The following is a 14,663-nucleotide window of genomic DNA, read 5'->3' as shown; positions in this document are numbered from 1 at the left end:
TCCCTTCCGACCGCAGGCCACCGACCTGCACCCACCGCACGGGCCGCACCCGGCCCGCCCACCGAGAAACGGACACCACCATGACCACTGCCGCCATCCCCGACACCTGGCGCGGCGTCACCCCGTCGCCCATCACGTCGACCGACGCCTACAACGGCTTCATCGCCGCCAACGTGATCTTCGCGCTGGACCGGATCGGCGTGCTGGAGAAGCTCGGGCGCGGCGAGCCGCTCTCGGCCGTCGAGGCCACCGCCCAGGGCGGCGACACCGCCCGGACCGAGGCCGTCCTGCGCGCCGCCGCCGACTGCGGCTACGTCAAGGCCGACGGCGGCACCTACGTGCCCACCGAGGTGGGTCTCGAAGTCGCCGCCGCGCGCGGCTACTTCACCTGGGCCGTCGGCGGGTACCACGACGTGTTCGGCCGTGCCGGGCACCTGAGCGCGGGGACGCACCGCTACAGCGAGGACGTCCTGCGCGACGAGGCGATGGTCGCCCTCGGCTCCGCCCAGTGCGACCAGTCGCTGTTCGCCGCGCAGCTGACCGACGTGCTCTCCGGCATCGACTTCCGCACCATCGCCGACCTGGGCAGCGGCACCTCCGCCCGGGTGCGCCGGGTGGTCGGGCAGCGCGAGGGCACCCGGGGCCTGGGCATCGACATCAGCCGCCCGGCCACCGACATCGCCCGCCGCGACATCGTCACGGCCGGGATGCAGGACCGCGTCACCGCCGTCCGGGCCGACGTCCTGGGCCTGCTCGGCACCCAGATCGACAACGACGCCGAGGCCGCCGAGGTGGCCGAGGTCGACACCGTGATGAGCTTCTTCCTGCTGCACGACCTGCTGGCCGACCCGGCCACCCGCTCCTCGATCTTCACCCGGATGCGGGAGGCCTTCCCGAAGGCCCGCACCTTCGTGCTCGGCGACACCATGCTCCGCGGCCCGGGCGAGTCCCAGAGCGCCCTGCCGGTCTTCTCGGTCGGCTTCGAGCTGGCGCACGCGATGATGGGCGTGCCGCTGCACACCAAGGAGACGTACGAGGAGCTGTTCACCGACGCCGGACTGCGGATCGACCGCGTCGAGGCGCTGGCCACCCCGCACTCCTGGCTCTACGTCCTCCAGGCCGACTGATGGCCGCCGCCTCCGCCGCCAGACACCTGCTGGCGCAGAACGAACACCCGGGCCCGCCGCTGCCGTCCGTCGTGGCCGCCCTGGCCTCGGCCGCCGGCGACCTGCACCGGTACCCGGACTTCCGCCCGCAGCGGATCGAGGGGATCATCGCCGACTGGCAGGGCGTCCCGGCCGCTCAGGTCGTGGTCGGCCACGGCTCGGCGGGCGTGGCGCTGGACCTCTTCCACGCCGTCGTCGAGCCCGGCGACAACGTGGTGCACTCGGCGCCCTGCTTCGACGCGTACCCGCTGTTCTGCGAGATCGCCCGGGCCGAGGCCCGGGCCGTCCCGCTCGGCCCCGACGCCCGGCACGACCTGGCCGCGATGGCCGAGCGGCTGGACGAGCGCACCCGGATCGTCGTGCTGTGCAACCCGCACAACCCGACCGGCACGGTCTACTCCTGGGCGGAGCTGACGGACTTCTTCCGCCTGGTCCCGGCCACGGCGCTGATCCTGCTGGACGAGGCGTACGTCGACTTCGCCCGGGACTGGGCGGCCCCGTCGGTGCCGGACCGGATCGCCGAGTGGCCGAACCTGGTGGTGCTGCGCACCCTCTCCAAGTCGCACGGCATCGCCGCCCTGCGGATCGGCTACGCGCTCGCGGAGGAGTCCGTGGCCCAGCGGGTACGGGACCACCAGGTCCCGTACGCGGTGAACCGGCTCCAGGAGGCGGGTCTGCTGGCCGCCGTCTCGGCCCGGGACGAGGTGGACCGGCGGATCGCCGAGATCGCCGCCGAGCGGGAGCGCCTGCGGGCCGAACTGCTGGGTCTGGGCTGGACGGTGGCGCCGAGCCTGACCAACTTCCTCTGGGTCGTCGCGCCGGGTGACCAGCTCCCCCTGCGGGCGGAGCTGGAGCGCCGAGGGGTGGCCGTCCGCTACTACCCCGGCCAGGGCGTCCGGATCGCCGTCGGCGAGAAGGACGCCAACGACGCGGTGATCGAGGGCTTCACCGCCACCGCGCCCGCCGCTCCCTGACGGCACCCCGCGCCTCCCTGCACCTCCTCGCGCACGTCCCCGCGCACGGCGCGTGAGGGCGCACCGTCCGCGCCCCACGCGCCCCACCGCCTCACGCACCTCACGCACCTCACGCGCCGAGCAGCCCAGCGCCCTCAGCACCTCCAGCAACCCAGCACGCCCAGCACTCCCAGCACCCCGAAGCGCCGTCGGCGCAGCGAAGGAACCACGATGCACCCGCTGTTGGCCCGCCCGGAGTTCCGGCGCTACCTCGTCGGGCAGACCCTGTCCGTCCTCGGCGACAGCGCCCTCTCCATCGCCCTCGGCATCTGGGCCAAGGTGCTGACCGGCAGCAACTCCGCCGCCGGGCTGGTGCTGTTCTGCTTCGCCGCGCCGCTGCTGCTCCTGCCGCTGGGCGGCCTGCTCGCCGACCGGGTCCGGCGCAGGCCGCTGCTGGTCGGCGTCAACCTGGTGGTGGCGGCGGGGTTGACGCCCCTGCTGCTCGTCGACGGTCCGGACCGGGTCTGGATCATCTACTGCACGGCCTCGCTCTGCGGTCTCGCCGGGGCCGTGCTGGCCCCGGCACAGAGCGCCCTGCTGCGCACGATCCTGACGGATCGTCAGGACTTCGGCGCGGCAGCCGGGTTCACCCAGAGCGCCCGGGCCGGCACCACGCTGGTCGCGCCGCTGCTCGGCTCGGGCCTCTACAGCTGGCTGGGCGGGCACGCCGTGGCGCTGGCCGACCTCGGCGTGCTGCTGCTGGCGGCCCTGGCCTTCCTCGGCCTGCGGGCGGACGAGCCCAGGCCGGAGCCCTCGGGCCGCCGGTGGCGCACCGAGGTGCTGGCGGGCTTCGCCCACCTGCGCGGTGCGACCGGGCTGCGCCCGCTGGTGGCGGCCACCGCCGTCACGGGCTTCGTCCTGAGCCTGCTCCAGCCGGTGCTGTTCGCGCTGACCCAGCACGGGCTGCACCGCCCGCCGCAGTTCCTCGGCGTGCTGGAGACGACCGAGGCGGTCGGGGCGCTGGGCGGCTCGGTGGTCGGCGGTCTGCTGATCGGCCGGCTCGGGCCGCGCCGGACGGTCATGGCGGGGTCGGTGGTGTTCGGCCTCGGCACGGTCCTGCTGCTCGCGCCGTCCCTCCCCGTGGTGGCGGCCGGCCTGGTGATCGCCGGGGCGGGCATCCCGGCCGCCATGGTCGGCCTCGCCACGGCCGCCCAGGCGGCCACGCCGCCCCAGCTGATGGGCCGCGCCCAGGCGGCCGTCAACCTCTCGCTCACCGCGCCGCAGGCCCTCGCGGTCGGCGTCGGCTCCGGACTGGTGGCCGCCCTGGACTTCCGGGTCGTGCTGGCCGTGATGGTGCTCGGCGCCCTGCTCGCGGCCGCCCACCTGCTCGGCAAGCCCGAGGCCCCGACCGGGCCCGAAGCCCCCGACGGCACCGCGGCCTCCGCCGGGACCGAGACCTCCGCCGAAACCGCGGCCCCCGAGGAGCCCGAGAGCCCCACCGCGCCTCCGGCCGGCTCCGAGAGCCCCACCGAGCCCGGGAGCGCCCCGGACCTCCAGCGCACCTGATCACCCGATCACCCTCGACACCTCCTCTCCTCCTCACCAGAAAGCTCCTCAGATGACCGACCGCTCCTCGCCCACCGCCGCCCCGCTCCCCGTCGAACTGGACCACGTCGAGTTCTACCTGTCCGACCTCACCGCCGAGACCACCCGGCTGACCAGCGAGTACGGCTTCGAGCTGCTCGTCCCGCCCACCGAGCGCGGCGAGGCCGCCGAGCGCTGCCTCTCGGCGCTGGTCGGGCAGGGCACCATCCGGCTGCTGCTCACCCAGCCGCTGGCCGGCGGCCACCCGGCCACCGGCTACCTGGCCCGGCACGGCGACGGCGTGGGCGCACTGGCCCTGCGGGTGCCGGACGCCGCCGACGCCTACCGGACGCTGACCGGCCGGGGCGCCGACGGCCTGCGCCCGCCGCAGGCCGCGCACGGCTGCGTCACGGCGGTGGTCGGCGCCTTCGGCGACGTGGTGCACACCCTGATCGAACGCGGCCCCGAGGCCCCCGCCGGCCGGATCCCCGGCCTGCCGGACGCCCTCCCCGTGACCGGTGCCGGCACGGTGGGCCTGCGCTCCGTCGACCACTTCGCGGTCTGCGTCCCCTCCGGCGAGCTGCGCGAGACCGTCCGCCGGTACTGCGAGGTCTTCGGCTTCCGGATGATCTTCGAGGAGCGGATCGAGGTCGGTGCCCTCGGCATGGACTCGGCGGTCGTGCAGAGCGCCGACCACAGCGTCACGCTCACCCTGATCGAGCCGCTCAGCCCGGACGCGGGCGGCCAGATCGCCTCCTTCCTCGCCGACCACGGCGGCGCCGGGGTGCAGCACGTGGCCTTCTCCTCCGCCGACGCCGTGCACTCCGTCTCCGCGATGGCGGAGCGCGGCGTGCCGTTCCTGCGCACCCCGGGCGCGTACTTCGACGTGCTGCCCGCCCGTCTGACGCCGCTGCGGCACTCGCTCGACCAGCTGCGCGCCCTGCACCTGCTGGTCGACCAGGACCACGACGGCCAGCTGTTCCAGATCTTCACCCGCTCCCAGCACCCGCGCGGCACCTTCTTCTTCGAGGTGATCGAGCGCATCCGGGCCCGCACCTTCGGCAGCAACAACGTCCGCGCCCTCTACGAGGCCGTCGAACTCCAGCGCAGCGCCAGCGAAGTGGCCGGATGAGCGCGCCGGCCCTGACCGGGCACCAGCCCTCCCCCGCCCCGTCGCCGTCCTCCCCGTCACCCTCCGCCCCGTCACCCTCCGCCCAGCCGCTCTCCCCCCAGCCGCTCTCCGTCGCCGAGTACGCGGAGCCCGCCCGGGCCGTCCTCGCGCCCGAGGTCTGGGACTGGCTGGAGGGCGGCGCGGAGCGCGAGCGCACCCTCACCGGCAACCGGGCGGCCTTCGACCAGCTGGCCCTGGTGCCCCGTGTGCTGGCCGACGTCTCCACCTGCGACACCGCCGCCACCCTGGTGCGCAGCCGCGCGAGCCTGCCGGTGGCGGTGGCGCCCGTCGCGTACCACCGGCTGTTCCACCCCGAGGGCGAGCTGGCCTCGGCCCGGGCGGCGGCCGCGGCGGGGGTGCCGTTCACCGTCGGCACGCTCAGCAGCGTCGGCTTCGAGGAGCTGGCCGCGACGGGAGCCACGCTCTGGTTCCAGCTGTACTGGCTGCGCGACCGGGGTCGGCTGCTCGACCTGGTCGCGGCGGCCGAGGCGGCGGGCAGCGAGTGCCTGGTCGTCACCGCCGACGTGCCGTTCATGGGCCGCCGCCTGCGCGACGCCAGGAACGCCTTCGCGCTGCCCGCGGACGTCCGCGCGGTCCTGCTCGAAGACGGCGCCGCCGGGCGGGCCCACCAGGCCACCACCGCCGTCTCGGCCGTGGCCGCGCACACCGCCGAGCTGCTCTCCCCCGCCGTCACCTGGGCGGATCTCGCCTGGCTGCGCGAGCACACCAGCCTGCCGCTGATGGTCAAGGGGGTGCTCGACCCGGCGGACGCGGTGCGGGCCGCCGAACTCGGCGCCGAGGCCGTGGTGGTGTCCAACCACGGCGGCCGCCAGCTCGACCGGGCCGTCCCCTCGATCACCGCGCTGCCCGCCGTCGCCGAGGCGCTGGCCGGCCGCGACTGCCAGGTGCTGCTGGACAGCGGGGTGCGCGGCGGATCGGACGTGCTCACCGCCCTCGCCCTCGGGGCGTCCGGGGTGCTGCTCGGACGCCCGATGATCTGGGGCCTGGCGGCCCGGGGCGAGGCCGGCTGCGCCCACGTGCTCGACCTGCTGGCCGCGGAGCTGCGGCACGCGCTCGGCCTCGCGGGCTGCGCCGACCTGGGCGCGACCGCCGCGCTGCGCACCACCCCCATGCCCTGCCCCACCTGGAGTGCCCCGTGACCACCACCGCCCCACCCCGCGGCCTGCTGCGGGCCGACCTGCACCCCTCCCTCGCCGACCCGGCGATGACCTCGATGAACCTGCTCAACGAGATCTCCATCCGCTACCCGGAGGCGGTCTCCTTCGCCGCGGGCCGCCCGGCGGAGCAGTTCTTCGAACTCGACGCCGTCCACCGCCACCTGGACCGCTACGTCGCCCACCTGCGCGCCGAACGCGGGCTCTCCGAGGAGGCGGCCCGGCGGCAGGTCCTCCAGTACGGGCGGACCAAGGGGATCATCCACGAGCTGATCGCCACCCACCTCGCGGTGGACGAGGGCATCGAGGTGCCCGCCGAGTCGATCGTGGTGACGGTGGGCTGCCAGGAGGCGATGTTCCTGGTGCTGCGGGCGCTGCGCCGCGGCCCCGAGGACGTGGTGCTCGCCGTCTCGCCCACGTACGTGGGGCTGACCGGCGCGGCACTGCTCGCCGACCTGCCGGTGCGGCCGGTGGCCGACGGCCCGGACGGCGTGGACCTCGCCGACCTGCGCCGCCAACTGGCCACCGCCCGGGCCGAGGGGCTGCGCCCGCGCGCCCTCTACCTGGTACCGGACGTCGCCAACCCGAGCGGGGCCAGCCTGCCGCTGGAGCTGCGGCGGGAACTGCTCGCCCTGGCCGCCGAGGAGGACTTCCTCCTCCTGGAGGACAACCCGTACTGCGTCTTCGCCGGCGAGGAGCGGCTGCCCTCGCTCAAGGCCCTGGACACCGAACGGCGGGTCGTCCACCTCGGCTCCTTCGCCAAGACGGCCCTCCCGGGCGCCCGGGTCGGGTACGTGGTGGCGGACCAGCCGGTGGCGGACGGCGCGGGCGGCACCGACCTGCTGGCCGACCTGCTCGGCATGATCAAGAGCATGACCACGGTGAACACCTCACCGATCGCCCAGGCCGTGATCGGCGGGGCACTGCTCGAACACGGCTACAGCCTGCGGGCCGCCAACACCGAGGTCGCCGCGCTCTACCGGCGCAACCTCGCGCTCGTCCTGGCGGGCCTGGCCCGGCGCTTCCCGCCCGGCAGCGGGGTGAGCTGGAACGAGCCGCGCGGCGGGTTCTTCCTGGTGGTCACGGTGCCGTTCACGGTGGACGACGCGCTGCTCGAACTCTCGGCCTCGGAGTACGGGGTGATCTGGACCCCGATGTCGCACTTCTACCCGGGCGCGGGCGGGGAGCGGCAACTGCGGCTCTCCGTCAGCCAGGTCGACCCGGACACCGTCGACCGCGGCCTGGACGGACTGGCCGCCCTGATCGCCGCACGGTCCTGATCGCCGCGATCGCCGGACGGCCCTGACCTCCGTACGGTCCCGTCCTCCGTACGGTCCTGACCCCGGAGGGGGCGCCCACCCCGGCGCCCCCTCCTTGCCACACCCCGTGTCAGGGGCAGTGGTTCGGGCCCGAGTCGGCGCCCCCGACACCCCCGACGCCCCCGACGCCCCCGGCCGCCCGGTCCGCGGGCGTGGCGTCCTCGGACAGCATCTTGATCCTGACCTGCCGCACGTACCGGTCCACCAAGTGGCGCAGCACGCTGACCGTGGCGGCGACGTCCGGCGCCGGAATGCCGTCCAGCGCATTGGCCAGACCGGCGATGTTGGCCTGTTTCAGACGGTTGAGCATCGCCCGCCCCTCGGCCGTGAGCGCCACCTGGCGGGCCCGGCGGTCCAGCACATCAGGGGTCCGTTCCACCAGTTGCTGGGTCTGCAGCCGGTCGATCTGCCGGGTGACGTGGGAGGGCTTGACCATCAGCCGGGCGGCCAGGTCGCCCACCCGGCTGACCTCCTCGGCCTCGGCGAGCGCGCGCAGCAGGTAGACGTCCGAGCGCGCCGCCGTGATGCCGGCCCGCGCCGTCTGGCGCTCGTGCTCCTGCGAGCGGGTCAGCAGGTAGGCCAGCGAGGCCAGCACCTCCTCCAGTTCGGAGGTGGCGGTCGGATTGTCTGTTGCGTCCGGCATGGGGGAACTGTAGCGACCCCGTTCGGGGAGTGGCTCCCCTCTCGACCACTGACCGGTTTCCGGACAGATTCGTTCGCCACCGGATGGGCCCTTTCGCCACCACTGACCGCGAGTTAGCGTGACGGTGAGTTAGTTGCTTAGGGCATGCAATGGTCCCGGGCGCTACCCCACGGCACCGCAGGCCCATCCGCTCGGCGCCACCGGCAAATCCGCTCCGCGAAGGGAGCCCATGATGGCCACCGCCGCTCACAACCCCCGGTTCACCCACCCCGCCGCCCGTGGCGGCTGCCCGTTCGACCCGCCGCCGGCCTACCAGCAGGCCCAGCAGGACGAGCCGATCAGCCGGATCACCCTCTGGGACGGCGCCCCCAGCTGGCTGGTCACCCGCCACGACGACATCAAGGCCGTGCTCAGCGACGCCCGCTTCAGCTCGGACGCCGCCCGGTCCGGCTTCCCGTTCATCAGCGCCGGCGCCCGGCAGCTGAGCACCGGCCAGCGGACCTTCATCCGGATGGACGACCCGGAGCACGCCCACCTGCGCCGGATGCTCACCAGCGAATTCATGATCAAGAAGGTCGAGGCGCTGCGCCCCGAGATCCAGCGCATCGCCGACGAACTGCTCGACGAGATGACCGCCGGCCGCAACTCCGGCGACCTGGTCCACGAGTTCGCGCTGCCGCTGCCGTCCCTGGTCATCTGCCTGCTGCTCGGCGTCCCCTACCAGGACCACGACTTCTTCCAGGAGTGCAGCCGGGTCCTGCTGCGCCGCGACTCCTCGGCCGAAGAGGTGCAGATCGCCCAGAAGAACCTGGTCGACTACCTGATCAAGCTCACCGACTCCAAGCGCACCGAGCCCGACGACGGCATCCTCAGCCGCCTCGTCGCCCGCGGCGAGCTGAACACCGAGGAGATCGGCGCCATGGGCCGGCTGCTGCTGGTCGCCGGACACGAGACCACGGCGAACATGACCGCGCTCTCCATCCTGGCCCTGCTGCAGAACCCCACCCAGCTCGCCCACCTGCGCGAGCACCCGGAGTCGGTCGCCGGCGCCGTCGAGGAACTGCTGCGCTACCTCACCATCGTGCACTCCGGCCTGACCCGGGTCGCCACCGAGGACGTCACCATCGGCGACGTCCGGATCCGGGAGGGCGAGGGCGTGATCTGCATGATCAGCACCGCGAACCGGGACGAGCAGAAGTTCCCCGACGGCGACGAGCTCGACCTCTCCCGCGACGCGCGCCTCCACCTGGCCTTCGGCTTCGGCGTCCACCAGTGCCTCGGACAGCCCCTGGCCCGGCTGGAACTGCAGATCGCACTGAACTCCATCCTGCGGCGACTGCCCGAACTGCGCCTGGCCGTACCGTTCGAGGAGATCCGCTTCCGGGGCGACATGCTCATCTACGGCGTCCACGAGCTCCCCCTCGCCTGGTAGCGGCCCCCCGCGTCCGAACCGATCCTCCGAAGGGAAAGCCATGCTCATCCACATCGACCAGGAAAAGTGCTGCGGCGCCGGCCACTGCGTACTCGCCGCCCCCGAGGTCTTCGACCAGCGCGACGAGGACGGCATCGTCGTCCTCCTCGACGCCACACCCCCCGCCGACCTCCACCAGGCCGTCCAGGACGCCGCCGCGGTCTGCCCGGCCGCGGCCATCCGCCTCGAACTCTGATCACCCCCCCAATCACCCCCACCCCCAACCCGCCGCCGAGCGACGACCCTGACCGCGCGTCGGGTCCGGCCGAACCGACCGGCCCCGACCGAGGCCGAGCCTCGACATCCACTCCGTGGGACAATGGACGGACCTCGCGAGGGGAGGCGGCGAGCATCGAAGGAGCGGCGGGTTGGCAGGGCTGGTGACCGACTGGATCCGGGTTCCGGTGGGTGAGGACGCTTCGAGGTGGACCACTCGCGGTGGCTGCCGCCGGGTTCTCCTCGTCGTCCACAACGTGACCTCCGCGACCCGGCTCCTGGACGTCGTCCCACTGTTCCGCGACGACCTCCGGATCCAACTGCTGGCCACCTGCACGGGATCGTCCCCCTTCAGCGCGGGAGTCGCCGAACTGCTGAGCTCCCTCGGGGTTCCGGTACTTCCGTGGGAGCAGGCCAAGCAGACACCCGTGGACCTCGCCCTGTCGGCCAGCTTCGGCGGCGAACTCTCCGAGCTCCAGGGGAAGTTGGTCGTCCTCTCACACGGAGCCGGATACAATAAAACGCTCGCGACACCGAACACCGAACACCGAACACCGAACACCGAACACCGAACACCGAACACCGAACACCGAACACCGAACACCGAACACCGAACACCGAACACCGAACGCGCCGCATGCCCCCGTCTTCGGCCTGGCGCCCGAGTGGCTGCTGTCCGACGGGGTTCCGCTCGCCCGGGCGATGGTGCTCTCCCACCCCGAGCAGCTCGGCCGGCTGCGCGAAGCCTGCCCCGAGGCCGCTCCGACGGCGGTGCTCGGCGGCGACCCCTGCTTCGACCGCATCCTGGCCGCCCTTCCGCACCGGGAACGCCATCGCCGCGCGTTCGGCGTCCGGCCCGGACAGCGGCTCATCGTGCTCAACTCCACCTGGAACCCGCAGTCGCTCTTCGGTGACGCCGGCGCGAACGACCCACTGCCGTGGCTGCTCGACCGCCTCACCGCCGAACTCCCGGTCGACGACTACCGGGTGGCGGCCGTCCTCCACCCGAACATCTGGCACGGCCACGGCCCCGGCCAGGTCCGCCTCTGGCTGGACCGCGCCGAGCGGGCCGGCCTCACCCTGATCGACCCCCTCGACAGCTGGCGACAGGCACTGATCGCCGCCGACGCGGTGATCGGGGACTTCGGCTCGGTCAGCTACTACGCCGCGGCACTGGGCACCCCCGTTCTGCTCGGCGCGGCCTCCGACGAGGTCCTGGGCGCGACCTCGCCGGTGGCGGCCTTCGTCCGCGAAGCCCCCCGGCTCGCCCTGGACTCCCCTCTGCGACCGCAGTTGGACAAGGTCCTGATGGATCATCAATTCCTCACCAGTCCCGGCGAGTTGACCACCTCGGCACCCGGTGAGGCAGCCGCCCTGCTGCGCTCGCTCTTCTACGAGGTCATGGGGCTGCCCGAGCCGACAGAGCCGGCCCTCCTGGACCTGCTCCCACTCCCGGACTACCGGCCACCGACCAGAACCGTGCCGCTGCGGGTCCGCACCCACCCGGGGCCCCGCCCGTACGAAGTCACCGTCGAGCGGGTCGCCGAAGGCCGGTACGGGCCTTCCGGACCGGGCTCCGACCACCTCGCGGTGCACGAGGACACCCTCGACCAGGGCCTCCTCGGCCTGGCCGACGCGATCCTCCGCCACGGGGAGGCCGACGACCCCCGGATCGGTCCGCCCCGGGAGTGGGCCGCGGCGACGCTCGCCCGCTACCCGAACTGTTCGCTCGCGGCCTTCGTCTCCGGCCCGGACACCTGTGAAGTGCTGCTGCGCGACCGGGGATTCGTCCGCCTCACCAGCCCCTCGCTCGACCCGGCGGCGGCCGCCTCGGCGCTGTTCGCCCAAGTGGACAACGCCGCCGTCCCCCGACCCCTGCAATCCCTACAACCCCTGCGATCCCTGCCGCCGATGGAGCTGACGGTGCGCACCGGCGGCGCGTCCCACCCGGTCCTGGTCAGTCCCGTTCCATGAGGCACTGCTGCCGCAGGCCCGCCAGGTAGCGCAGATGGGGCTCCGCCTGCTCACGGTCCAGGATCGCGGCGGCCTCGTCGATCGCGGCCAGCGCCTCCTCCGTCGCCGAGGTGTCCGCCCAGGTCTCCGCGAGATTGGTGAGGGTGCGGGCCGCGTTGTAGTTGTCGCGCAGACGCCGGAAGTCGGACAACGCCTCCGTCAGCCAGACCCGGGCCCGCTCGTACTCGGTCAGGCCTCGCAGCGCCCGCCCCCGGTGCCGCTTCAACAGCGCCCGGGCCCGCGGAACGTCCCCCGCCCGCTCGTGGTCCGGTCCGATCGAGGCGAGCAGTCCGTCGGCCTGCTCGAAGCAGTCGTACGCGGGCTGCCACCGCCACTGCCGAAGCCTCAGCAGCCCGAGCGACTCGACGGCCGTGGCCTGGCCCAGCAGGTGACCGGCCCGTTCGAACGCCGAGGAGGCGTCGACCAGGCAGCTCTCGGCCTCGGCCAGCAGGTCCAGTTCCATCAGGGCGAACGCCAACTGGGTGTGCATCCGGCCGGCCATCGCCGAGTCCGGGTCGTGCGCGACCGCCGCCCGCACCGCGGTGCGCAGCGCCGGCAACAAAACCTCGTGCCGACCGGCCTTGAGCTGCACCGCCCACGACGCCTCCGCGAGCTCGCACGCCGTGGCCGGCGCGGCCAACTCCTCGGCGGCGAGCACCGCCTCGACCAGGTTGCCCACCTCCGCGGCCAGCGCGGCCAACGCCGCACCGGCGTCCGGGTAGTCGCCGGGCCCGAGCTCCCGGTAGAGCGGCCCGACGTGCCAACGCTCCCGCAACGCCGCGTAGTCGGCCCGGACGGCGAAGCGCAGCAGGTGCTCCACGGCACGCGTCACCGCACCCGCGCACGCGGCCAGACCGTCCACCCGCGCCGCCTGCTCCTCGGCGAACCGGCGCACGGCGGGCCGGTAGCGGTAGCGGCCCTCGGGCGTGGCCTCCACCAGTCCGGCCTCGGCGAGCCCGGCCAGCAGGACGCCAGCGCGCTCAACCGTGGGTCCGCCGGGTCCGGCGACCGCCACGGCCAGCTCGGGACCGACGGCCGGCCACGGCCGCAGGGCACAGAGCCGGAACAGCCGGGCCTCCTCCGGCTCCAGTACCTCGTACGACTCCTGCACGGCGGCGCGCACCGGATCACCCGCATGGGGATCGCCGTCGCCACCACCGCCCCGGCCCCGGCGCTGCTGGGGGATGAACGCCAGCCGGGGAGCCGCGGCGCGCAGGGCGAAGGGCGATCCGCCGCACCGTTCGAGAACATCCACCAGGGCGGCGCCGGCGGCGGAGACGGTCTCCTTCCCCGCGAGGTCCGTGAGCAGCCGCCTGGCGTCCTTGTCGGACAGCGGCCCCACCGGAATCGGGACGGCGTCGAGACCGGTGAGCGGACGCCGGGCCACCACGACCGTGACGACGCCCGGAGCCGCGGTGATCAACGGCCGGACCTGGGCCGCCGACCGGGCGTGGTCCAGCACGACGAGCAGCTGCCGCTCGGCGACCAGCGACCGGAACCGCTCGACCCGGTCCTGCGCGGCCGGCGGAACCCGGTCCGCCGGCATGCCGAGGTGGATCAGGAACTGCCGGAGCACGGCGGCCGCATCGGGTGCGGTGGCCGGCGACCCGCCGGAGAGGTCCGCGTACAGCTGCCCGTCCGGAAACCGCTTCCGCTGCAGGGCTCCCCAGTGAACGGCCGCGGCGCTCACACCCATCCCCTGAGGCCCGTACAGAACGCTGACGCGTGGCGTGCCGTCCGTCTTCCGCCCGGCCTCCTTGTCCAACAGCGCCAGCACCTTGCGCCGGTCGGTGAAGAAGCGGTCCGAGGGCGGCAGCAGGGAGGGCGTCGCCAACGGCCCGGACCAGCCCCCGCCCTGGCCCCCCAGCCAGGCCCGAAGCGCCCTGGCCTGCGCGGGGTCCGACCCCGCCACATCCAGCAACAGCTGCGCCACAGCAGCCCGTTCGACGGCACCGGTCGGCGCCGGCACGTCCCGCCCGGTCACCCGGCGGACGAAGGCACCCGCCGACTCCCAGGCCCACTTACCGGCCTCGCTCGCCACGCTCGCACCCACGGCGCCGAAAACAGCGGCCACCGCCGACAGCGACACCGGCTCGAACACCCCACACCCCCTGCTCCACCGCGGCACCCAACCAACACCGCCGCACCCTCGCGTCCGCCCCCACGCTAGCCTGCCGAACCCCACCCCGGACACGACACCAGCAGGCCCACTCCCGCCTCCCCTCCCCGCCGCAGCTCCTCCGCCGGCCCGACCACCCCCGAGCGACGGGCGCGGCGCAGGACGATGCACCGTTCGGCCGTATTGCGCTTCCGGCCCGGTCCACCGCTGCGGGGTGACCGCCTGAACGGCGCCTGCCCCCAGTCGGCCCGGGCCCGTTCGTCGGGGGATCCCCCGGATGGGCCCGAACGGCCCACATCCTGCCGAGCGCGGTTGCCGGTGCGAAGGTGTCCGCGGCCGACTCCTCCTTCAGGCCCCGCGACACGCGATCCCTCCACCCCGGCGTGGGCCTTGCCCGGCCGATCCGGCCCGCCCGGTCCGCGTAACGGAACGATCGCCAAGCGTTACCATCATCGCCATGTTCATCCTTGAGCTGACCTACACCGCACCCCTGGAACGCGTTGAAGCGTGCGCGCCCGAACACCACGCCTGGCTCGACTCCCACTACGCGTCCGGGATCTTCCTGGCCTCCGGACGCAAGGACCCGCGTGACGGCGCGGTCATCCTGGCGGTCGGCGACGATCGGACCAAGATCGAGGAGATCACCAACAGCGACCCGTTCTCGGTGGCCGGAGTGGCCGAGTACACCATCACGAAGTTCGTCGCCATGAAGACGGCGCAGCCGCTGGAGCAGTACAAGGAGAACCCGCCCTCCTAGGAGCTGTCCTGGCGATCACGGGGGAGCCGGACAACGGAGCCGGCTGTGGTGCCACCCACGCCCCCAGCCGGCACCG

The 14,663-nt window shown here is 73.8% G+C and carries 12 protein-coding genes; 10 read left to right on the top strand and 2 right to left on the bottom strand.

Features of this window, described 5'->3' with window-relative positions:
• Window positions 1–80: 80 nt before the first annotated feature.
• From ACFVTF_RS21965 to ACFVTF_RS21940, 6 genes are all read left to right on the top strand, one after another.
• The gene (locus ACFVTF_RS21965) at window positions 81–1,127 is read left to right on the top strand and encodes a class I SAM-dependent methyltransferase (RefSeq protein ID WP_363586159.1); all 1,047 of its coding nucleotides are present in this window, start codon (window positions 81–83) and stop codon (window positions 1,125–1,127) included.
• On the top strand, window positions 1,127–2,140 hold the full coding sequence (locus ACFVTF_RS21960; protein ID WP_387815723.1) for a pyridoxal phosphate-dependent aminotransferase: 1,014 nt from the start codon (window positions 1,127–1,129) through the stop codon (window positions 2,138–2,140). Before ACFVTF_RS21965 ends, ACFVTF_RS21960 begins: the two co-directional genes overlap by 1 nt.
• A 210-nt stretch (window positions 2,141–2,350) precedes the next feature.
• Window positions 2,351–3,685, top strand: coding sequence for an MFS transporter (locus ACFVTF_RS21955; protein ID WP_387815721.1), 1,335 nt, complete (start codon window positions 2,351–2,353; stop codon window positions 3,683–3,685).
• Between the two features lie 52 nt (window positions 3,686–3,737).
• Complete coding sequence (gene hppD / locus ACFVTF_RS21950; protein WP_387815719.1) at window positions 3,738–4,835, top strand: 4-hydroxyphenylpyruvate dioxygenase; 1,098 nt, start codon at window positions 3,738–3,740, stop codon at window positions 4,833–4,835.
• Window positions 4,832–6,034 carry an alpha-hydroxy acid oxidase gene (locus ACFVTF_RS21945; RefSeq protein WP_387815717.1) on the top strand — a complete coding sequence of 401 codons (1,203 nt, stop codon included), beginning with the start codon at window positions 4,832–4,834 and terminating at the stop codon, window positions 6,032–6,034. Before hppD ends, ACFVTF_RS21945 begins: the two co-directional genes overlap by 4 nt.
• A gap of 65 nt (window positions 6,035–6,099) precedes the next feature.
• Complete coding sequence (locus ACFVTF_RS21940; protein ID WP_387815812.1) at window positions 6,100–7,329, top strand: PLP-dependent aminotransferase family protein; 1,230 nt, start codon at window positions 6,100–6,102, stop codon at window positions 7,327–7,329.
• A gap of 109 nt (window positions 7,330–7,438) precedes the next feature.
• On the opposite strand, the gene ACFVTF_RS21935 is transcribed toward ACFVTF_RS21940, so the two are convergent.
• A complete protein-coding gene (locus tag ACFVTF_RS21935; RefSeq protein ID WP_387815715.1) occupies window positions 7,439–8,011 on the bottom strand; it encodes a MarR family winged helix-turn-helix transcriptional regulator in 573 nt (190 codons plus the stop codon).
• A 232-nt stretch (window positions 8,012–8,243) separates the two neighbouring features.
• On the opposite strand from ACFVTF_RS21935, the gene ACFVTF_RS21930 reads away from it, so the two are divergent.
• From ACFVTF_RS21930 to ACFVTF_RS21920, 3 genes are all read left to right on the top strand, one after another.
• Window positions 8,244–9,443: a cytochrome P450 gene (locus ACFVTF_RS21930; RefSeq protein ID WP_371519723.1), complete on the top strand. Its 1,200-nt coding sequence runs from the start codon at window positions 8,244–8,246 to the stop codon at window positions 9,441–9,443.
• Window positions 9,444–9,483: 40 nt separating this feature from the next.
• Window positions 9,484–9,678, top strand: a complete 195-nt coding sequence (locus ACFVTF_RS21925) for a ferredoxin (RefSeq protein ID WP_371519721.1) — start codon at window positions 9,484–9,486, stop codon at window positions 9,676–9,678.
• 722 nt (window positions 9,679–10,400) lie between these two features.
• Entirely contained in the window at window positions 10,401–11,672 is a 1,272-nt protein-coding gene (locus tag ACFVTF_RS21920; protein ID WP_387815712.1) for a hypothetical protein, read from the top strand.
• On the opposite strand, the gene ACFVTF_RS21915 is transcribed toward ACFVTF_RS21920, so the two are convergent.
• Window positions 11,656–13,812, bottom strand: a complete 2,157-nt coding sequence (locus ACFVTF_RS21915) for a tetratricopeptide repeat protein (RefSeq protein WP_387815710.1) — start codon at window positions 13,810–13,812, stop codon at window positions 11,656–11,658. The genes ACFVTF_RS21920 and ACFVTF_RS21915 overlap by 17 nt on opposite strands.
• Before the next feature lie 475 nt (window positions 13,813–14,287).
• Between ACFVTF_RS21915 and ACFVTF_RS21910 the strand changes: the two genes are divergently transcribed.
• Window positions 14,288–14,587: a YciI family protein gene (locus ACFVTF_RS21910; protein WP_387815707.1), complete on the top strand. Its 300-nt coding sequence runs from the start codon at window positions 14,288–14,290 to the stop codon at window positions 14,585–14,587.
• The last annotated feature ends 76 nt before the right edge of the window (window positions 14,588–14,663 follow it).

Source organism: Kitasatospora sp. NPDC057940 (assembly GCF_042887425.1).
Classification (GTDB): Bacteria; Actinomycetota; Actinomycetes; order Streptomycetales; family Streptomycetaceae; genus Kitasatospora.
Note: the sequence above shows the minus strand (reverse complement) of the source record. Positions and strands in the feature narration are given on the sequence as shown.